This is a genomic window from Spirosoma aureum (assembly GCF_011604685.1).
Classification (GTDB): domain Bacteria; phylum Bacteroidota; class Bacteroidia; order Cytophagales; family Spirosomataceae; genus Spirosoma; species Spirosoma aureum.
The window spans coordinates 5675749-5697605 of the sequence record NZ_CP050063.1 but is presented as its reverse complement, the minus strand read 5'-3'; the positions used below and the strand labels follow the sequence as shown (position 1 = coordinate 5697605).

Sequence of the window (21857 nt, the reverse complement as noted above, 5' to 3'; positions counted from 1 at the left end):
ACAGGACGCGCTGATCCGTATGATACAGCATGAATTTATTCGCGTAAATCATCTGAGTCCTACGGATCAGCATGACCTCACCTGGCTGCTGAATAAAAAAATTATGACGAAAAACCATCGATTCCTGAGCCTTGTGTTCTCAATACTGGCTCCGTTTTCTGCTTCAGCACAAACCGCACCGGCCTATAGCTGGGCCAACCTTCCTAAAATAGCCCAGCCCGTTTTTCGAAAGGACACGGTAACGATTATTGCGCATGGTGCAAAACCGGATGGCGTTACACTGAACACCAGGGCGATCAATGCAGCTATTCTGGCGTGCAGTCAAAAAGGGGGCGGGGTGGTGCTCGTACCCGCTGGATTGTGGATCACCGGACCAATCGAACTGAAAAGTAACGTCAATCTGCATCTAAAAAAGGCAGCAACCCTGTTGTTTACGACCGATAAAAGCCAATACGGCCTGGTTGAAGGCACCTACGAAGGCAAACGGTCGGCCCGTAATCAATCCCCCCTGTCTGGGGCCAATCTGGAAAATGTGGCTATTACCGGTCAGGGCATTGTCGATGGGAATGGAGACGTATGGCGAGCCGTCCATAAAGCGCAGCTCACCGAAAGCCAGTGGCAGGAAAAAGTAGCTTCGGGTGGCGTTTTGAAAGAGGATGGTAAAACCTGGTATCCGAGTGAGCAGTTCAAACGGGCCAGTACCGAAAATCGAAGCATGTTGCTGGTTGCCGGAAAAACTCCTCAGGATTTTGCGGATATGAAGGACATGCTCCGGCCGAATCTGCTGGTGCTGACGAATTGCAAAAAAGTACTGCTGGAAGGGGTTACATTTCAGAATTCACCCGCCTGGTGTCTGCATCCGCTGATGTGTCAGGATCTAACGATTCGAAATGTTACCACTAAAAATCCGGAATACGCGCATAACGGCGATGGTATGGATATCGAATCCTGCAAGAACTTCCTCATCGAAGGCTGTACACTTGATGTAGGCGACGATGCCATTTGCATCAAATCGGGAAAAGACGAAGAAGGGCGTAAACGCGGGATGCCTACCGAGAATGGTGTTATTCGGAATAATACGGTCTATAACGGCCACGGAGGTTTTGTTGTCGGGAGTGAAATGAGCGGAGGGGCACGTAATATATTCGTCTACAACTGCACGTTTATGGGTACCGATAAGGGCCTGCGTTTCAAGTCGGTACGGGGGCGGGGTGGCGTAGTCGAGCATATCTATGCAAAAGATATTTTCATGAAAGACATTGCGCAGGAAGCCATCTTCTTCGATATGTACTATTTCGTCAAGTTCGCTACCGATGGGGAGCGCGACGAGCGCCCGATCGTCAATGAAGGTACGCCCGTTTTCCGGGATATGCATTTTGAGAACATTGTCTGTAATGGCGCAAAAAAGGGCGTTTTTATCCGTGGTTTACCCGAAATGGCGGTTAAAAACATTACGATGGACAGGCTGGTCCTTCAGGCGGATAAGGGCATAGAGTTGATCGATGCGAGCGGTATTCGTTTCAAAAATGTACAGTTGATCACCAAAAGCACAAAGCCCGTTATTCTGGTAGACAATAGCAGTGATCTAACGTTCGATACGATACAATACGATCCTCAGGCCAGTTTGCTATTTTCTATAAATGGCGAGCGGACTCAGGGCATTCAGGTGAAGAACACGGATGTCGCTAAAGCCCAGACCAGGGCGGAGTTTAACAAGGGTGCCCAGGAAAAGAACCTGACCCTGTCTTCTACAAAATGAGGGCTTACACCGACGCCTGTTTCTGAGAATTTTGGTATTGAGCTATTGGCCTTTCCGTTTTTATCACCCCCCCGGCAGGATTACGACTTATCTGACCGGCGTTCAATCGTGTCTATCAAACAGTTGAAGTTAGAAAGAGTATAGGGCCTGTTTAACGTTCTATTTAATCACAAATGAAACAACTGCTTCTACTTAGTTGCCTGCTGGTCTGTACTAGTCATGTATGGAGCCAGACGACGCCACCCGCTACGTATCCGTCTTCGTTTACGGTTGCTCAGGATGGGAGTGGCAATTTCAAAACCATTCAGGAAGCAGTCAATAGCTTTCGCGATCATTCGCAGGTTCGGGTAAGCCTTTATGTTAAAAATGGCGTTTATGCCGAAAAACTCGTCATTCCTTCCTGGAAACCCAACATTCATGTCATTGGGGAAAGTAAAGAAGGCGTTGTGATCACCGGCGACGATTACTCAGGTAAAGCCTATCCGGGCGGCAAAGACTGGACTGGTAAAGACAAATACAGCACCTATACCTCCTATACCGTTCTGGTCGACGCGCCGGATATTATTCTGGAAAACCTGACCATCCGAAACACGGCCGGGCGTGTTGGGCAGGCTGTCGCACTGCATGTTGAAGGTGATCGGTTTGTCTGCAAAAACTGCATCCTTTTAGGAAATCAGGATACGCTTTATGCTGCTGCCGAGGGCAGTCGTCAGTTTTACGAAAACTGCTTTATTGAAGGGACTACCGACTTTATTTTCGGAAAATCGATCTCCGTTTTTCAATCCTGCACGATCAAAAGCCTGTCCGATTCATTCATTACGGCAGCAGCTACACCAGGGTATCAGCGCTACGGATTCGTTTTTTTTGATTGCAAACTGATCGCCGACCCAGCCGCTAAAAAAGTCTTTTTGGGTCGTCCCTGGCGACCGAACGCCAAAACGATATTCATTCGAACCGATATGGGTAACCATATTTTGCCCGCAGGTTGGGACAACTGGGGTAATCCGGCTAATGAAAAGACCGTACTATATGCAGAATACGGCAATACTGGAGCCGGAGGGAATTCATCGAAACGGGCAGTCTGGTCAAAAGTTCTAACGGATAAAGAGGCCAGTACCTATACTCTAGCAACCATTTTTTCTGAAAAATCGGCCTGGTTACCTAACGCAGCCCGCCCCTAAACATATGAATTCGGTACGTATCATTAGTTTGTTTTTTCTGTCGATAGTTTCGGCTGTAGCCCAAACGCCCCGACCAAAACCGGCTTCAACCGAGGCTGAAACACCCTATGTTTCGAAGGTTTGGGTCGCCGATTTAGGGAATGGAACGTACAAAAACCCGGTCCTGAACGCAGATTATTCTGATCCGGACGCCTGCCGGGCGGGCGACGACTATTACCTGGTCGCATCGAGTTTCGATGCCATTCCGGGATTACCCATTCTGCACTCAAAGGATCTGGTCAACTGGAGCATTATTGGCCATGCGCTGAAACGCCAGCCGCCATTCGAGCATTTCGAGAAAACCCAGCACGGTAATGGGGTATGGGCTCCTGCTATCCGTTATCACAACAAAGAATTCTACATCTATTACCCGGACCCTGATTTTGGTATCTATCTAACTAAAGCGGCCAACCCGGCTGGCCCCTGGTCGGAGCCGGTGTTGGTGGAGGGTGGCAAGGGCCTGATTGACCCGTGCCCGCTTTGGGACGACAACGGGCAGGTTTATCTGATACATGGATGGGCCGGTAGCCGGGCCGGTATAAAAAGCATTCTTACCGTCAAAAAACTGAATGGCGAAGGGACCAAAGTGCTGGATGAGGGCGTCATCGTGTACGACGGTCACGAAACGGACCCAACCATTGAGGGGCCGAAGATTTATAAACGCAATGGCTTTTACTACATCTTCGCTCCGGCGGGGGGGGTGCCTACGGGCTGGCAACTCGTGCTCCGGTCTAAGGAAATTTATGGGCCATACGAACGAAAAGTTGTTATGGATCAGGGTAAAAGTTCGATCAATGGTCCGCATCAGGGTGCCTGGGTCGATACGAAGCCGGTCAATGGTAAGCCTGGCGAAGACTGGTTTTTGCATTTTCAGGATAAGGAAGCCTACGGTCGGGTTGTGCATCTGCAACCGATGAAGTGGGTGAACGACTGGCCGGTTATCGGTATCGATGCCGACGGTGATGGCAAGGGAGAACCCGTATTGACGTATAAAAAACCAGCCATTGCGGGGCCGTCGCCAGGCAAAGAATTTCCAATTAGTACACCCGTCGAATCGGACGAGTTCAGTTCAACGATGCCGGGACGCCAGTGGCAGTGGCAGGCCAACCCGAAAGGCATCTGGCATACGACGAGTAATCAGGGGTTTCTGCGACTATATTCCTACAAGGCACCTGAGGACATCAAAAACAACTGGGAGGTGCCAAACCTGTTGTTACAGAAGTTTCCGGCCGAGCGGTTCATGGTAACCACAAAGCTAATCTTTAAACCAAATCCAAAACTGGAAAACGAACGGACGGGGCTGATCATCATGGGGTTGAGCTATGCGAATCTAGTGCTAAAAAGCAGTAAGGATGGGGTCAACCTGGTCTATGGCGTTTGTAAAAAGGCGTCAGAGGGAAAACCGGAAGTCGAAACCGTTATTGCTAAAATGAACGCCGGTAGTCCGGTGTATCTCCGTGTGGTGGTGACAGAGGGTGCCAGGTGTCAGTTCAGTTACAGCTTGGATGGGCAGAATTTTACCAAAACCGGCGATCCGTTTCAGGCGGAAGTGGGGCGCTGGATCGGTGCCAAAATGGGTATCTTCTGTACCCGTACCACCCAGATCAATGATTCAGGCTATGCCGACTTCGACTGGTTTCGGGTTGAATCCGTACCCTCGGAGAATCCATGATCAATGCCCCGATTCCAGTAGTCATTCAATACAACCGCTCGAATGGAAGACGCTACAACAAACAGGCAGGTATGCTCTGTGAGAATTTTGATTGTGTGGGTAGTGATGCTAGCCACGTTGAAGGCATCCGTTTCGGCGCAGCAAGCCAGAACACCGACTGAAACAAATGTGCCCTGGTCGGTGCGAATGGCGGATTCCGATATTGGGCGGAACCCGAAAGGGTGGATGCTTGATTTTTCGAAAGTACCTCGATGGGGTTATTGTAACGGATTGGTTTGCAGCTCGCTTGAAAAATTGTGGCGACAGACTCATACGGAAAAATACTACGACTATATCAAGGAATACGCCGACGATATGATCAATCCGGATGGCAGCATAAAAACCTACACCCTGACCCAGTACAACATCGATGCCGTAAACTCCGGAAAAATTCTGTTTGCCTTATACGAGCGCACGCATGACCCCAGGTATGAAAAAGCCATTCGATTATTACGCAGTCAGATGCTTACGCATCCGCGTACGAGTGAAGGCGGGTTCTGGCATAAAAAACACTATCCGCACCAGATGTGGCTCGATGGGTTATACATGGCATCGCCCTTTCTGGCTCAGTATGCCCAGGTTTTCAACGAACCCGAGCTATTTTCTGACGTAGCCAATCAAATCCGGCTAATTGATGCCCACAATAAAGATCCGAAAACGGGCCTTTATTATCACGGTTGGGATGAAAGCAGACAGCAGCGTTGGGCAGATAAAGAAACCGGCAAATCACCGCATGTGTGGGGGCGTGGCATGGGCTGGTACGCCATGACCTTGGTGGATGTACTCGACTATTTTCCGGCAGATCATCCTCAGCGGGAACAGATTCTGGAAATTACCCGAAACCTGGCGCAAACACTGGCGACCTATCAGGATTCGCCAAGCGGGCTTTGGTACCAGGTGATGGACATTGGCAAACAGGAAGGTAATTACGTTGAATCGTCGGCCTCGACCATGTTTGTGTATTTTCTGATGAAAGCTACCCGGAAGGGCTATCTTGACCCGAAATTCAAAGACATTGCCCAAAAGGGATACAATGGCATTTTAACGCATTTTATCAAAACACAGCCAACGGGGGTTGTAACGATCACGGACGCCTGTGCAGGAGCTGGTTTGGGTGGCACGCCTTATCGCGATGGGTCTTACGAATACTATTGTCAGGAAGCGAAACGGGATAATGATCCTAAGTCCGTTGGCCCTTTTATCATGCTGGCACTTGAGTTTGAGGGCATAAAGTAGCCAGGTATATTGCATTGTGGGAATTGATCACTCATTTCACTGTTGAATTTGATAGCTTTGGATTCAACTTATACTTTACCCGAATAACCAAGGCGTTTAACGCATGAAAAAGAACGTTACTACCAGCTTATTTTCCGCCCTTTTACTGCTGTTCTATCTGCATTGTGCCGCGCAGCCTTCCAACGGAAGTTACGCATCCCGGCAGATGCTGTTACGCGATGAGGGACTCTCCAAATTGAATTACATCGATCTGGCTCATCCCGAACGAAACTACTTTGTGGCCGTTCCGGCTGGTCGGGATCTGCAACTAATAGGGCAGGGGAGAGTGATGATCGGCACCGGCAAGGGCTACGAAGAGCGGGATATCAAGACGGGGGCAAAAGTAGCCGAGCTGACCACATACGATGGAACGATTGCCGCCCGGCGCTTACGCAATGGCCATACCATGCTGGTTGGTTTAAACTGGCAGGGGAAAAAAGGCATCGTATTGCTTGAGCTTGATCAGAACCAGACCGTACAAAGAACTATTAATTATCCAGACTTTACGTATGTCCGGCTGATTCGCGAAACGGCTGACGGCAATTTTCTGCTCACCTCTAATGACCGGGTGATTGAAGGAAAACCCGATGGCTCTATTGCCTGGCAGGCTCAGCTGACGAAACAGGACAAAGCGCAACACGCTTGGCAGGCCCAGCGGCTCGGTAATGGCAATACATTGGTGAGTGGAGGTTATTCGGCCAATTTCCAGCAATTCGATAAAAAAGGCAGTTTTGTCGATAGTCTCAGTGGCCCGCCCGTTGTCAATCCTCACTTTTTTTCTGGTTTTCAGATTCTGAAGAATGGAAACTGGGTGGTGGCTAACTGGCAGGGACACGGGCCTGAACACGGAGCCAGTGGAACGCAGATTCTGGAATACTCCCCGGCGGGTAAACTGGTCTGGTCGTGGAAACAGGATGCTAAACAGCAATCGTCCATACAGGGTGTACTGGTATTGGATGGACTGGATCTGAACCGTCTGCACGTAGAGGATGCTCAGGGACGGCTGGTGTCGAATTGATGCGTATAGTTGATGCACTGATGCTGGTTCATTTTGTCGGCAATACGCGGTTCAGAAAGTCAGAGATATAGGTCAGAGTCGGGGTGAACCAGGGATTGAAAAACATGAACGTATGGGGCGCGTCGGGAAACGTATGCACTTCTGAATAGATACGCAGGTCGTTCAGTTTTTTTATCAGATCATCACGCCCGCCGTGCATACGATCCACCGAACTGTTCAGGAATAAAATTGGGGGAGTATGCTTGTCAATGTGATTAAGCGCCGAGGCTTCCTGCCATAAATCGGGCCGCTGCGTTTTGGAATAACCGAACCAGTACGTAGCCGCCGATGTCGATTTTGAATCATCGCCCTCCCCCGATTCCGGGTGAATAAAAGCGAGAACGCCATCAATATCGACAATGGCCTGGACGGTACTTGAAGAGTGAGCATTACCCCCTGATCCCTCAAATGTTGCCTGCCCGTTTGTGGTACCAACCAAAGCGGCCAACTGGCCACCCGCCGAAAAGCCCAGCACTGCGATTCGGTTGGGGTCAATGCCATATTTCTTCGCATTGGCCCGAACCCAGCGAATTGCCGCTTTGACATCATAAACGGCGGCCGGGTATAAAGCCTCCGTCGACAGCCGGTATTCGAGGGGAATGGTCACAAATCCTTTAGCAGCCAGCTGTCCAGCCAGGGTGTTGTTATGCGACCGGTCGCCCGACCGCCAGCCACCCCCGTGAATCATGACAATTGCCGGACGAGTATTCCCCGAAACGGCTGGCCGAGCGTACACATCCAGCAGCAGATTTCTTCCTTTGGTGGGTGTACTGAACGGAATAGCTTTATCGACCCGGATTCCAGATGGCAGCGTAGAATCGGCCAATGTAATATCGGGGTGGTATTTCTTCTCACGCAGGTAAGAACCTTGCACGGTAAAGGACGTATCTTTTCCGCCAGTCGGCCTTAATTGGGCATAAGTTACGGTTGTACAAAGTGCCGTGATCAGGAGTAAAACAAAAGGGCGATTCATATCAGTTTGGTCAGGACGGTAATGACTAGTTTGGGCAACTTTACTGCCTAATTCGCATCAGAAATCAGATTCATTTCCAGGAGCCAGCTTTCACACAACGTTGTCCATTGTTGCGTTGATCCCGGATTGTTTCGTAGAGCAATCGCATGGCCTCCTTGTGGAAATATATGGAGACTGGCCGGAATTTTCTGGTCAATCAATGCCTGATAAAACAGCAAACTGTTTCGTTGATCGACAACCGTGTCATTGTAGGCATGAGCCAAAAAACAGGGCGGTGTGGTGGGGGTTACCGTGTTTTCCAGCGAATAGGCTTTCAACAAGTCGGCGGAGGGATTTTGGCCTAACAGATTTTTCCGGCTGCCCGCGTGTGCATAGTTGCCCATCGTGATAACCGGCGAAACCAGAATGGCAAAATCGGGTCTGAACGACAATCGGCTGATCGAATCGCCAATGGCCGAAACATCGGTTGTATTGGTTGCCAGCAGTGCTGCCAGATGACCTCCGGCTGATGAACCCATCGATCCGATTCGATCTGGCTTTATTCTCCATTTTTTAGCATTACTGCGGATAAATCGTATCGCTCGCTGAGCGTCCTGAAGCGGTCCCAGTTCACGCTGTTTCAGATCGGGCGAATTCGGTAGTCGATAATTGAGGACAAAGGCGCTGATCCCCATTGTATTGAACCATTTCGCCAATTGCCACCCACTAATTATATACGCCAGACGTTCGTAGCCTCCACCTGGACAAATCACCACAGCCACTCCTTTATTCTCCTGGGCCGAAGGAAAAAAGGCATACATGCCTGGCGTTCCAACCTGGTAAACGCGCTCGTTAGCAATACTATCCTTTAGCGACATACCTTTTGTATTTGGCATGTTACCCACTGGCCAAAGCGGAATAAACTCCTGTGCTTTTGCGCAGAAACCTGAGGTCAAAAGAAGGATAACTAGTAAACAAATTTTGCGCATGAGGGGAAGGTATAAGGCGATAAATGCCTGGCAGGAGGAAAACTTGTTCAAGGATAAAGAAGCCGATTAGATTAAGCAAAGGAAATATTGTGACATTTTACGCAATCGTTACCGGGAACGTTCCCGAGCTGAATTGGGTGATGGCAAACTCGACTATGTGATCAGAAATTGGCTTTTCTGCTTCTGAATTGAACAGGATAACTAGGGCAATATGACAGGTATAAAATCATTATGCATATAAAATTATGTACTTTAGAAGCAAATTCCGGTGATGCCGGGGGCTGAAATGGATTACAAAACCCTTCCTGATACTGCCTTATTGATTTACCTGAAAAAAGGGGATGAATCTGCTTTTCAGGAAATCTATACGCGTCACTGGAGGAAGTTATTCACCATAGCCAGAAATAAGCTTCCCTCGACGGATAGCCCCGAGGATATGGTTCAGGATTTATTCGTGCGGTTATGGGAGCAGCGCGAAAACCTGCTTATCGAAAATCTGGGTGCTTATTTACATACATCCCTCAAAAACGCCATTATCAATCTGTTCAGGGCGCGACTGATCCGTGAGAAATACGTGGAACATGCGCAAAATTTTTCGTCGAATGAACAAACTACGGAAGAACAAATTGCCCTGAACGACCTGATGGCTACCGTTGAGAATCAACTGAATGACTTGCCGGAGAAAACCCGTCAGATTTTCCGACTGAATCGACTGGAATATAAGTCAGCGAAAGAAATTTCAGCGCAACTGGGCATTCCCGAACGAACCGTCGAATACCATATTAACTTAGCCCTCAAGCTACTTCGGCCTTTACTGCAGGATTACTTCGTGTTAGCCGTAGTGCTCTATTACTGCTAAAAGAAGTTGCATAGCACAATTATCCGGGTTAACCCGTTGGCCAAACCTAATACAGCCATGACCACCGTTTGGCCCAATCCAGCAATGCGGCACTACGCCATTTGAGAACCGTTTTAGCACCTTGCTGTCTGCCATCAAAAAGGGATGGATCGCGCCGGTCGGTGTACCAGTTCGCACCTAGTTTAAAATCGTTGACACCCCGTTTGCCCGGCCAGCTATTGTTCACAACAAATTTTCCACTCTGTTGAGGAAAGCCCGGAATCGTTGAGTTAAGTGTATAGCTCAATGTTTCGGTCTGCTTGGGAATATACCTGATTACATAGTTACCATTCCCCAGATAATGCCCCGGCCATTTTTGCTCACCGATCTGGGCTTGAACGGTCATCGTAAAACACGCCGAATCTACCGGAATATTAACTTTGGGTCCTTTTAAGTGAAATTCCATCACCGAATAAACGCCTACCGTATCGTTAAGCGTAGTGTTGCGGTTAAAAATGTTACTCGGGCTGTGATCAAATTTTTCGAAGCTACCACCCCAGCTTTCTTTAAAGGGATCATTTGGATCGCCATCCATCATGTAAAGCAGCGAAGGCGTGTCGCCCATCTTTACGTTGCCCTTGTAATAGTTTTTAAAATCTTTGCCCAGGTGTCCGGCAGCACGGATATAGCGGTCGTAATAGTTTCGGTTATTGAGGCTATCAGGCACGCCATTACTCGAAAAGAAGCCGTTGTATGAGCCGTTCGCTTCGATGAACCATAGGTTCGGGAAGTTTTTGACGACATAGGAATAGGGGTTCGCACACCACTTTTTGTTAGGCCCACCAATCCAGTACACCTTGATCTTACTTTGAATCGAAGGATCGTCGTGCAGCGCCTGAGCCAGATCGTCCAACCCGCCCCAGACCAGTACCCAAAGTGGCTGTTCACTTTTCTTTTTGGCACATTTGATGATCCAGTCTGACCCTTCGGTGGCTGTGGAGTAGCCTTTGAACGGAGCCGCGCCCTGACGCCCCTGTTTGCAAACAGCCCGCAATGCATCCGGTGTAGGATAGTCTTTCAGGTGCTGACTCAGCTTGGTGAGATCTTTCTCGTAGAGGTCAATCATGTCCAGAATATGCCGCTTTGTGCCAAAGCCATAGGAGGGCGATGAAACAAGTCCCTCGGTCTCGAACATATTGCTGTACATCAGGAAGTGGGCCATTGACTGATTATCGTCCGGGTCCGTGCCGCCGATGTCCGTGCTGATCAGAACGCGAGGTTTCATCGGTACGGGTTTCTGGGCAATGAGCGTTAAGGGAAGTAGGGCCAAGAGGTAACTTAAAAACACTTTTTTCATAATCGGTTTCTCCTTTAACAATCGCTGATTGTCTGGATAAGGTTTAGCTAGTATGATTAATCAAATAGCAGGGAATTTCCGTAATATACCCCTTATGGAGGATGACTTTCCCATAAAACGGTATCATATCGAACAAAATCAGTTCAATAGCATTATACCGCCTTCTATATGTCAAACAACGAGGTGTTTTCCGCAACTCAACTGTAAAAAAAGCCAAAGCTTAATTCGTTTAGTCTAAAAAAATTTTGTATTATACAGAGAATTATTTGGTAAAAGTGAAATTTTATTATAAATATTTTACTATTTAATAAAACCATTTGCGGTCGGCATAGGCGAAGTCTGTCGTGTATAGGATGACTAACTCAACTCAGTATGAGCCGCAAGGAATTTGGTTTTCTTCTGCAACAGTATCTGGACGGGAAATGCTCTGAGGAAGAGAAAGCATTTGTCGAGCATTGGTACGGGATCGTACAGAACAAGGATAGAGAGCCATTGCAGGAAACGGATTTGCAGGATTTGGAACCCCTGCTATGGCAGCAAATTCAGAGCCGGACGCAATCGCCGAAGGTAATTCCGATGCCGGTTAGCAAGCCCGACCGTGAATTCTCCTTTCCCTGGCTGGCGGTTGCGGCCACGGTTGTGCTGGTGCTCCTGGCTGGCTGGTGGTTTTATCGCCAGCAATTCGGACTAATGAAATCAGAAAACGGGTTTCAGTCGGAAATTAGCCATGCCGGATGGCAACTACGGACAAACTCGTCGGATAAATCCGAAGTGATTCAACTTCCTGATGGTAGCCAGGTTCGATTGGCACCCCAAAGTTCGATTCAGTTCCCGGCTAAATTCGCGGCTGATAAACGAGAAATTTTACTGATCGGGGAGGGCTTTTTTACGGTCCAAAAAATGCCATCGAGACCGTTTTACGTGTACACCGGCACGGTTGTTACCAGGGTATTAGGAACCAGTTTTTTAGTGAAAACACAGGCGACAACAAAACAGGTCGTTGTTGAAGTGGCAACCGGCCGGGTAGCCGTTTATAAACAGACTAAGGAAATTGAAACGATCGACACGACGAACGCAATTGTGTTGAATCCGAATCAGAAAGCAATCTATTCGCCCGATAATCAGCAATTTGTAACGGGTCTTGTGGAGCATCCGCAATTGATTCAATCTGCCAAATCCGAACCCGTGGCTCGCTCGTTTGAGTTTGATGATATTCCGCTTCGTCGTGTCATTGATCAGCTGGAGGAAGCATACGGCATAACGATCAGGCTTGAAAATGAAAATCAGAATGAATGCCCACTAACTGCCGATCTATCCAACCTCCCTTTATATGCTCAATTAGATATGATTTGTGCAGCTACAAAATCCAGCTACGCAGTGCAGGGAACAACCATTGTGATTAGTGGAAAAGGATGCGCCAATCTCTAGTTAAACTCATGTAACAATCGCTAAACCTGTTGCCTATGTAAATTCATTACACCCCTCTCGAAAAAAAGAAGCTGAACATGTTTGCACCATGTTCAGCTTCAGAATCATCCCTCATGTAGCCTGGTAAGCGATTCATCTGTGGCATTGCACTGCCCAGTGAATGAGGGGTTTATTTGCCAAATCGTCCATTTAACAAACCCTTAAAGGTATGAAAAAATTTGATTCAGCTCTATTGAGTTGGTCATGCAGCCGACGTATACCGTTTTTTCTGCTGCTTATGAAACTATCTGTTGTACAACTCTTTTTGTTAATCACGTTTGTGGGCCTGTCCTATGGCTTCGACGGCAAAGCGCAGGAGCTACTGAATAAGTCGATATCGCTGCATACCGAAGGGCAACGCCTTCGATCGGTTATCGGCCAGATCGAGAAGCAAACGTCGGTCAAGTTCGTGTACAGTTCCCGCAACATCGGGGTTGACCGACCCGTTACCATCCATCTGAACAATGTGCGGCTGGGCGATGCACTGGACCAACTGCTTAGGCCCTTAAATCTGACCTATCAGCTTATTAATGGGCATATTGTTTTAGACAGTATTGTTCAGAATGCTGAAACAAAGATAGAAGATGCTTTACCCCAACCTGAAGCGGCTGATCAACTAATTACCGGTACTATTACCGACGAGAAAGGAGAAAATCTTCCCGGTGTCAGCATCGTTATCAAAGGAACCGCGCGGGGAACGACCAGCGATGCAAAAGGCCAGTTCAAACTTAGTGTTCCAGCTGGCGGGGTGACGCTGACACTTTCCTTTGTCGGCTATAAAAGCCAGGATGTGGTCATTGGCAATCAGACCACACTGACTCTGACCATGCAGCCGGATCTCAATTCGCTGGATGAAGTGGTTGTGGTTGGATACGGACAGGTGCAAAAAAGAGATCTGACCGGGTCGGTAGTATCCATCAAAGAAACCCAGATTACCTCTACTCCGGTCGTCAATGCGCTGGAAACCTTGCAGGGAAAAGTAGCGGGTATGGACCTGACCCGAAGCAGTGGCGAAACGGGCGCACCCCTCAATTTTACCATTCGGGGTAACCGGTCGCTCAATGCATCCAACCAGCCGCTGATTCTGGTCGATGGGATTCAGTATGGGTCGTATATCGATATCAATCCGAATGATATTGCTTCTGTTGACGTATTGAAAGATGCTTCGTCAACTGCCATTTATGGGTCGAGAGGGGCCAATGGCGTTGTACTGATCACCACCAAAAGCGGGAAGGTTGGCAAAACGAAAGTTGAATTCAATAACTACTACGGGATAAACGATCCGGTTGCCTATCAGCACGTTACCAATACGGACCAATATGTTGCCATGACTCGTGAAGCCTACCGGGCCGCAGGTCAGTGGAGTAGCCCAGCCGATGATGAAAAGGTTTTCAATGTGCAGCTGGAAAATATCAGAAAAGGCGTCAATACGGATTGGGTTAGTCTAATGCTACGAAGTGGGAGCGTTCAGAACAATCATATTGCCATTTCAGGTGGCAACGAAAAAACAAAATTTCGTCTGTCGTCAGAGTATTTCAACGAGCGCGGTCTGCTCAAATATGATCAGTTACGACGTTTCGTTCAGCACCTAAATCTCGACCACCAGGTTCTGAATAACCTGAAGATTGGGATGGTACTGAATTTCAATTCGTCAACGCAGCAACGGCGGAATACCAGTTTCTGGAATCTTCAGAAAAACTCACCGCTGGGAATTCCTTACAATGACGATGGCACGATCAAAACATATCCGTTTCCTGGTGCTGTGGTCTATAATCCGCTTCTGGATGAAAGCCCTGACAATTATTCCAACCTGACGTCAAGCAATCGAATTTTTATGCTCGGTTTTGGTGAATGGTCGATTTTGAAAAACCTGTCGCTCCGTTCTAGCTTTGGTATCGATATCGCTACTAGTCAGCAGGGTATTTTTGAAGGAAAGAACACAACACTGGCTGGGGTGAACAGTGGGTACTCGCGGGCTGCGTTGACGGATATCAAAAACCGTAACTGGACCTGGGAAAACGTACTGAATTATACTAAAACCATCGGCGACCACTCCCTAAACGCGATGGTCGGGACCAGTATGATCAGTTACCGGACCGTTAATTTTTCGGGAGAAGGAAAAGATCAGCCGTTTTCATCGTCGCTGTTCTACAACCTGAATACCAATACTAAAGACATTATTACGACCAGTAGCCTCATCGAAAGCTCACTCGCATCGGTGTTTGGTCGCCTGAACTATAAGTTCAAAGATCGGTATCTCTTAACTGCTTCGTTACGTGCCGATGGAGCGTCGGTACTGGCGGAGGGACACAAGTGGGCCTACTTCCCCTCCGTGGCGGTAGCCTGGCGCATGCTGGATGAGTCGTTTATGACAAATGCCGGGAATCTGTTTTCCGAAATGAAACTTAGAGCCAGTTATGGGATTTCTGGAAACAGTGCTATTGCCGCTTACCAGACACAGGGAGGGCTTAGTAAGATCGCCTATTCATTTGATGAAACACCTGCTTTCGGATATTGGCCTAAGTTGCTGGCAAACAAAGATTTAGGTTGGGAAAAAACCGCAACTGTCAACGTCGGACTTGACTTCGGCTTTTTTAAAAATCGGGTGACCGGTTCTGTCGACGTATACCGGACCAACACCAGCGATCTGCTGATGGATCGTATTCTACCCTCACTAACGGGGTATAGTACCACAGTTGCCAACGTAGGGAAAACCAAAACCAGAGGTGTCGATCTGCTTATTTCGACCCGCAATTACACATCGCCCAAGTTCACCTGGTCGACCGACCTGAATCTGGCGACTTACAAGGAAGAGATCGTGGCGCTTAGTGTTGGGGGCGACGATGTGTCAAAGGCCTGGTTTGTTGGCAAACCACTTCGGGTTTTTTACGATTATGAAAAAACCGGCATCTGGCAAACGGCTGAAAAGGATGAAGCGGCTAAATACAACAAAGTGCCCGGCGAAATCAAAGTCCGGGATCAGAACAACGACGGTAAGATTACGGCCAGCGATGATCGCGTTGTGCTGGGACAGGCATCGCCGAAATGGTCGGGTGGGATAACCAATAACTTTACGTATGGCAATTTCAACCTCTCGGTGCTGGTTTACGTACGGGCTGGCCAACTGATTTCAAGCCAGTATCTCGGCTATTTTTATCCGGGTGGCACGGCGGCAGTTGCCGACTATTGGACGCCCGAAAACCCCACCAATGCCTACCCGCGTCCGTGGCTGAGCCATACTGACCAGTACCTGTCGACGTTGGGGTACATTGATGGCTCCTTCTGGAAAATTAAGGACATCCGGCTGAGTTATAACTTACCGAAAATCCTGCTGAAAAAGACCCCGTTGAGTAACGTAACGATCTATTCGACCGCGAAGAACTTTTTCACCTTCAGTAAGCTGAAAGATTACGATCCTGAGCGGGGTGGTTCCGTCGATTTTCCGCTGACTAAACAGCTTATCGTTGGCCTTAACGTCAGTTTCTAACTCCTTAATAGACCTTGTTGATTCAAGACACTGTCTTTCCATAATCATGAAGAAAATCTTTAACTACCTATTTCTTTCCATGGTATGCGCTGGGCTTTTAAGCCTTACTGGCTGCTCCGATTTCCTGAAAGAAAACAACAAAAACACGGTGACTGCAGATGCCTTTTATAAAACTACAGAAGGCATTGAGAGTCTGGTCAATTCATGTTATGCACCCACGCGTATCTGGTACGGCAAAACCGTTGGTTATTTGCTGACAGAAGCGGGTACCGACGAAATGCTTTTCAGTAACACGGCAAACGGCACGTATCCCTATTTTGATTATAACTCCAACCTTCAGGCAACGGAAGGTGGGTTGATCTTTGTCTGGAAAAGCTTTTACCGGGGCATCAACACCTGTAATACAGCCATCGCCCGAATCAAGGATTCGCCGTTACCTGCTAATCTGAAAGCTATTCGGGAAGGGGAAGTTCGTTTTCTGAGGGCTTTTTATTACTATCATCTGGTAGAAACCTTTGGCGCTATTCCATTACGCACTCAGGAAACGACCGAGCCTGAAATAACAGCCCTTAGAGCACCTGTCGATGAAGTTTATAAGCTCATATTCAGTGACCTGGAAACGGCCCTTACGACTATAAAAGGAGTGGTAAGTCCGCAGGGTGGACGCATAACCGAACCAGCTGTGGCAGCGTTTCTGGCGCGTCTGTACCTGACCCGCGACAAAAACACCGAAGCACTGGCAATGGCTGATCGGGTTATAAAAAGTTATGACTTTAAATTGGCCGAAAATTATAGGTCGCTCTGGGATATAGCAAACAGTAGCGGTAGTACTAATAAAGAAGTGATCTGGTTTGTCAACTATTCAGAGAATAATACGCTCAATGACTATGGTCGCTATGACGATCTGGGCTATTACTGGCTCTGGGAAGGCGGCCATCATGGTCACCTGATGTTTATCCCGTATTTCAATGGGCTCAAAGGCTGGCAGTATGATCTGGAATCGGGGAGGTCACTACTGCAGTACATGCCCTCCAAATACCTGATAGATCTGTATGACGAAACGAAAGACGCACGCTGGGCCGGTTCATTCCGGACGGTCTGGTGGGCAAACGATCCGACAACCCTGACCGCTGGTATGAAACTGGGTGATACGATTGCCGTCGTTTCAAAACGGGCCGTTACGGATTCGTACCGCAAATCGAAACCCTATGCCATCTATGATGTCAACGATGTCTATCAGGCGAATGGTGTGCCTGTTATTCCACGGTGGCGCTACGCTGGACTTTGGAAATTTGCGGATCCGAGCCGTTCGGCCAAAGACGTGGTGAATAGCAAACGGGACGCGTTCGTTTTTCGGTTATCTGAAATGTATTTGATCGCAGCCGAAGCCAGCATGAAGCTGGGAAATACGGGTGCTGCAGCTGATTACGTCAATGTGGTTAGAAAGCGGGCAGCGCTGCCTGGCAAAAGCGACCAGATGATCGTGAAAGCCACCGATATGACACTGGATTTTATGCTGGACGAACGTGCTCGGGAATTCGTTGGGGAACAACTTCGCTGGTTTGACCTAAAACGAACCGGAAAATTGATCGAGCGACTGGCTAAATACAACCTGGATGCTGCTTCCAATGTAAAATCGTATCATTTGATGCGGCCAATTCCTCGTGTTGAGATCGATGTTTTACAGAATAAAACCGAATTCGTTCAGAATCCGGGTTATAACTAACAACTATTCAGGGCGTTATCGACTGCAAATAAGCGTACTCGAAAGCCCAAAATTGCTTTGCTAATTCATAGGTTGATAGTGCAAAAAGCCCTTGGGATTTCCATAAGGGCTTTTTCTGTTTACAGCCGGAAAATAGACTAAACCGACCTGGCTTACTTCACCGATTACAACTAATTCCGGTAACTGTTTTTTTAGTGTAAAAAACTAGCCTGACGTTCTATTAACTATAAAGTTCCTGCTAATTATTATAATTGCAACCGATTGCAAAACCATGTCAAAAAATATAGCTTTACAACGCGATTGCCTCGGTACGGCTGTAAACCATCTCATTTATAAACGCTCAGGCATAAGCTGACCAACTCTCTTAATCAATGCGGACCACTAGTTTAAATAACCTCTAGTTTATGTTCATCCTGAATAAATTCACTCTTGCTGCTATAACGTTTGTGAGTGTTGGGCTAAACGATGCTGTTTGCCAGTCAACCACCCGACCCGACCCGGCTAAACCCAAACCACTGGTTACTGCGCTATACACAGCGGACCCGTCAGCTCACGTATTCAATGGAAAAATTTACATTTATCCATCGCACGATATTGAAGCGAATGTGCCCCAGGATGATGAAGGAGGCCATTTTAACATGCGCGACTACCATGTTTTCTCAATGGACAACATCAATGGTAAGGTAACCGATCATGGGGTGGCACTGGATATTAAAGACGTTCCCTGGGCAGGTCGTCAGATGTGGGCACCCGATGCAGCTTACAAAAATGGAACCTACTACCTCTACTTTCCCGTGAAGGATAAACAGGATGTGTTTCGCATGGGAGTGGCAACCAGCAAATCACCGACCGGGCCTTTTAAAGCCGAACCCGCTCCAATACCGGGTAGTTTTAGTATTGACCCGGCGGTTTTTACAGATACCGATGGGAAAACGTATATGTACTTTGGCGGCATCTGGGGCGGTCAGCTACAGCGCTGGGCAACAGGCAAGTATAATAAAAACCTGAAGACCGATTTAGGCAAAGATAATGAGCCCGCGCTGAGTGCAAAAGTCGTTCGGATGAGCAAGGATATGCTCAAATTCGATGAGCCGCTCAAAGAGGTAAAAATAATTGACAAGAATGGGAAGCCGCTGCTGGCCGGTGACCATGACCGACGCTTTTTCGAAGGGGCCTGGATGCACAAGTACAACGGCACTTATTACTTCTCCTATTCAACCGGTGATACACACTTTTTGGCATACGCGATCAGTAAATCACCCTATGGTCCGTTCACATATCAGGGTACATTCATGAAGCCGGTAACTGGCTGGACGACACACCATTCCATTGTTGAATTCAAGGGAAAGTGGTACATCTTTTACCACGATGTCGAGTTATCGGGTAAAACGCATTTGCGGAATATCAAAGTACGCGAATTGAAGCGCAAGCCTGATGGTTCTATCGAAACCATTACACCTTAACATTATACTTCTACCGAATAAAAAGCTTCCATCTGAAATCAGATGGAAGCTTTTTGTTTATTGTCAAATCTATTTATGCTTCGATTGATGGGTCTTTGCGTATTGAGCTACTTCAATGAATGGTGCTACCCAGATGTCCGATTCATGCTGCTTCAGATACCGTACTAGTTTGTTGTGTTCCGCCAGCGCAACATTCAGTGAGTGTCCACCACCTACGCCATGAAACAGGAAGACGAGTAACGAATTCGTTTCCTGCGCTTTTTTTACTAATTCAATCAATTGTTCGCCGGTCTGCCCATTGATGGCATACGACCCGATGTCGGCAAAATTGATTTCAGTGATCGGTTTCATCTCACTTTTTGTCCCTCGTGCAGCCACGAAATCACCTTCTACGGTTTTGAAGTAGTCGACATCTCCAATTTTAGTGTCGCCACAGGGATAAGCAAAAGTCCGGGTCGATTGGCCATCAAGGGTTTTGAGCAGGATGTTGGTCATCCTGATTTCGTCCGTCATCCGCTGGACGGTGTATTTACTCAAATCGTTGGCAGGTTTCACCCATTCGCGGCCGGGCCGGTCGCCATCGCAGGGATGAAACAGCGTATGGTTGGCTAACTCATGCCCATGAACAGCCGCTGCTCGCCAGCGCGGAATATTGTTTACGAAGCCGGGAAAATAGCCTGATAGATAGAACGTTCCCTTTAAACCAAACGAATCCATAACCGGAATGACATTGTCCAGATGCACCAGTAAGGCATCGTCGTAGGTGAGTGCCACGGCACATTTTTTTCCGTTCCAGACGGTGGAATTTTGCGAGAATGTCAGGGTGTGGGTGAGCAGCAATAAACTGAGTACGGTTATTTTTTTCATACGATGCAATAGGTTGTTCCTTGTTTAGATAAATGGATAAGCGCTTATTGGCTGCGTAGCTCTTTATCTGTTTAATATAACAATGACACCGGAATTACCCCGGTGTCATTGTTAATCACTTGCCAAACACCTTTTGGTTAATAACCAGGGTTCTGACCCTTGAGGCCAATGTTGGGGTTATTGTCAATTTCCTGCTGGGGAATGGGTAGTAGCTCATGTTTGCCCTTCTGGAAGTAAGCAAGTGGTTCGGTTTTTAGCTTACCAAGCTTACGCCAGCGCAAAATATCCCGGTTCCGGATTTCTTCGCCATTCAGCTCGATTCGGCGTTCGTGCATAATAGCGGTGAATACCTGATCTTTTGTCGAAACCGGATAATTCGCTGTTGGGTAAACAGGCATAGCCACGCTAGCGCGATTCCGAATCATGTTCAGATAGGTAACGGCACTGGCTGTATTGCCTAATTCGTTTTCGCATTCAGCCATCGCCAGCAGTGTTTCGGCGTAACGCATAATACGCTGATTGATGCCTCCCGTTGTCGAAACACCGGCTTTGTACATCAGGGTAAACTTCCGCCAGCTTATTTTCTGCTCTTTACCATCGACCATCGAACTGAAGCCATTCTGCTGAGCGTCCGTCAGGACGCTCTGTCCGTTATTGAATTTATCGCCCGTGGTGTACACCGATTTAGCATAACGTGGGTCGGTTTTGGCATCACCTTTGCTGGTTTTTTCAAATTCAGCCAGCAGACTATTCGACGGGATGATGTTGCGCCAGCCGATGCCCGAGTACTCCTGAGTCCGAACAGTTTCTTCGCCACCCGAAGCGCCATCACCATCACCACCCCAGTTAAATGTACCGCCCGATGGTAGAAAATTAACCTCCCAGATCGACTCTTTATTGAACTCAGTTTCTTCGATGAAATTGTCGTTATATTCATCAACCAGTTGATACGTACCTGAGCTGATGATTTTCTGAAGTTCTGTTTTTGCATTGGCGTAATCGCCCTGTTGCAAATAAACGCGGGCCAACAGCATCTGAGCTGCTCCTTTCGTGGCACGGCCCTGATTGGCAGCATCATACGTAGCCGGAAGTGCATCCTGAGCCGCTTTCAGATCAGCAACGATAAACGCATATACATCAGCTTCCGGCGACCGGGGGGCTGAACCAGCCAGCGACGTAACGTAGTTTTTATACAATGGAACTCCGCCCCACAAACTAACCAGCTCAAAATAAGACCAGGCTCGCAGAAATTTGGCTTCGCCAGTAGCCTGATTCGCCACACTGGCCGTTAGGGTAGTTGTAGAAGCTGCCGCTTTGTCGATAACAACATTGGCCCGGTGAATGACCCGATAAGCACCCGTCCAAACGGAACTAACGAGGGAATTGCCCGTATCGTGCACACCGGTTAGTAACTGGTTACGGGGTGTTTCGAGCTGCCCTCCTCCAGCCGACACATCGTCAGAACGAAGGTCTTCGGTAAAAAACCACTCACGCGCAATCAGGTTAGTCGATTGAAGAGCCGCATAAATGCCATTCGTGGCACTCTTTATCTGTACATCGGTCTTAAAATAACTGTCAGTTGTAACGGCGTTGGGGTTGAGCTGGTCTAAACTCTTGTCATTACACCCAATCGCAACGCTGAGTAGCAAAGCGCTGGTTAAATAATAGTGTCTTTTCATGGAAATAATA

General features: G+C 48.0%; 15 protein-coding genes. 10 read left to right on the top strand and 5 right to left on the bottom strand.

Going from position 1 to position 21857, the window contains the following annotated elements; all coding sequences use genetic code 11:
* Positions 1 to 19 precede the first annotated feature (19 nt).
* The 5 genes from G8759_RS22640 to G8759_RS22620 all read left to right on the top strand — a co-directional run bounded on the left by G8759_RS22640 (position 20) and on the right by G8759_RS22620 (position 6983).
* The gene (locus G8759_RS22640; RefSeq protein WP_232073909.1) at positions 20 to 1759 is read left to right on the top strand and encodes a glycoside hydrolase family 28 protein; all 1740 of its coding nucleotides are present in this window, start codon (positions 20 to 22) and stop codon (positions 1757 to 1759) included.
* A gap of 173 nt (positions 1760 to 1932) precedes the next feature.
* Positions 1933 to 2940 carry a pectinesterase family protein gene (locus G8759_RS22635; protein ID WP_167212861.1) on the top strand — a complete coding sequence of 336 codons (1008 nt, stop codon included), beginning with the start codon at positions 1933 to 1935 and terminating at the stop codon, positions 2938 to 2940.
* A 4-nt stretch (positions 2941 to 2944) separates the two neighbouring features.
* The gene (locus tag G8759_RS22630; RefSeq protein ID WP_167212858.1) at positions 2945 to 4651 is read left to right on the top strand and encodes a glycoside hydrolase family 43 protein; all 1707 of its coding nucleotides are present in this window, start codon (positions 2945 to 2947) and stop codon (positions 4649 to 4651) included.
* 42 nt (positions 4652 to 4693) lie between these two features.
* Positions 4694 to 5926 (top strand): glycoside hydrolase family 88/105 protein, encoded by a 1233-nt coding sequence (locus G8759_RS22625; RefSeq protein WP_232073908.1) that lies wholly within the window; start codon positions 4694 to 4696, stop codon positions 5924 to 5926.
* Positions 5927 to 6029: 103 nt separating this feature from the next.
* Positions 6030 to 6983, top strand: coding sequence for a hypothetical protein (locus G8759_RS22620; protein ID WP_167212855.1), 954 nt, complete (start codon positions 6030 to 6032; stop codon positions 6981 to 6983).
* Between the two features lie 28 nt (positions 6984 to 7011).
* Here the strand turns inward: G8759_RS22620 and G8759_RS22615 are convergent, their stop codons facing one another.
* Complete coding sequence (locus G8759_RS22615) at positions 7012 to 7995, bottom strand: alpha/beta hydrolase (RefSeq protein ID WP_167212851.1); 984 nt, start codon at positions 7993 to 7995, stop codon at positions 7012 to 7014.
* A 47-nt stretch (positions 7996 to 8042) separates the two neighbouring features.
* A complete protein-coding gene (locus G8759_RS22610; RefSeq protein WP_167212847.1) occupies positions 8043 to 8963 on the bottom strand; it encodes an alpha/beta hydrolase in 921 nt (306 codons plus the stop codon).
* 286 nt (positions 8964 to 9249) lie between these two features.
* On the opposite strand from G8759_RS22610, the gene G8759_RS22605 reads away from it, so the two are divergent.
* Positions 9250 to 9822, top strand: coding sequence for an RNA polymerase sigma-70 factor (locus G8759_RS22605; RefSeq protein ID WP_167212844.1), 573 nt, complete (start codon positions 9250 to 9252; stop codon positions 9820 to 9822).
* Positions 9823 to 9868: 46 nt separating this feature from the next.
* Here the strand turns inward: G8759_RS22605 and G8759_RS22600 are convergent, their stop codons facing one another.
* Positions 9869 to 11158: a nucleoside hydrolase-like domain-containing protein gene (locus tag G8759_RS22600; RefSeq protein ID WP_167212841.1), complete on the bottom strand. Its 1290-nt coding sequence runs from the start codon at positions 11156 to 11158 to the stop codon at positions 9869 to 9871.
* Positions 11159 to 11530: 372 nt separating this feature from the next.
* Here G8759_RS22600 and G8759_RS22595 point away from each other — a divergent pair, with 372 nt between their 5' ends.
* From G8759_RS22595 to G8759_RS22580, 4 genes are all read left to right on the top strand, one after another.
* On the top strand, positions 11531 to 12586 hold the full coding sequence (locus tag G8759_RS22595) for a FecR family protein (RefSeq protein ID WP_167212837.1): 1056 nt from the start codon (positions 11531 to 11533) through the stop codon (positions 12584 to 12586).
* Between the two features lie 277 nt (positions 12587 to 12863).
* The gene (locus G8759_RS22590) at positions 12864 to 16112 is read left to right on the top strand and encodes a TonB-dependent receptor (RefSeq protein WP_167212834.1); all 3249 of its coding nucleotides are present in this window, start codon (positions 12864 to 12866) and stop codon (positions 16110 to 16112) included.
* 46 nt (positions 16113 to 16158) lie between these two features.
* Positions 16159 to 17838 (top strand): RagB/SusD family nutrient uptake outer membrane protein, encoded by a 1680-nt coding sequence (locus tag G8759_RS22585; RefSeq protein ID WP_167212831.1) that lies wholly within the window; start codon positions 16159 to 16161, stop codon positions 17836 to 17838.
* 404 nt (positions 17839 to 18242) lie between these two features.
* Complete coding sequence (locus G8759_RS22580; protein ID WP_167212828.1) at positions 18243 to 19301, top strand: glycoside hydrolase family 43 protein; 1059 nt, start codon at positions 18243 to 18245, stop codon at positions 19299 to 19301.
* 69 nt (positions 19302 to 19370) lie between these two features.
* On the opposite strand, the gene G8759_RS22575 is transcribed toward G8759_RS22580, so the two are convergent.
* Both G8759_RS22575 and G8759_RS22570 read right to left on the bottom strand, forming a co-directional pair.
* Entirely contained in the window at positions 19371 to 20168 is a 798-nt protein-coding gene (locus tag G8759_RS22575) for a polysaccharide deacetylase family protein (protein WP_167212825.1), read from the bottom strand.
* 137 nt (positions 20169 to 20305) lie between these two features.
* Positions 20306 to 21847: a RagB/SusD family nutrient uptake outer membrane protein gene (locus G8759_RS22570; protein ID WP_167212822.1), complete on the bottom strand. Its 1542-nt coding sequence runs from the start codon at positions 21845 to 21847 to the stop codon at positions 20306 to 20308.
* Between the last annotated feature and the right edge of the window lie 10 nt (positions 21848 to 21857).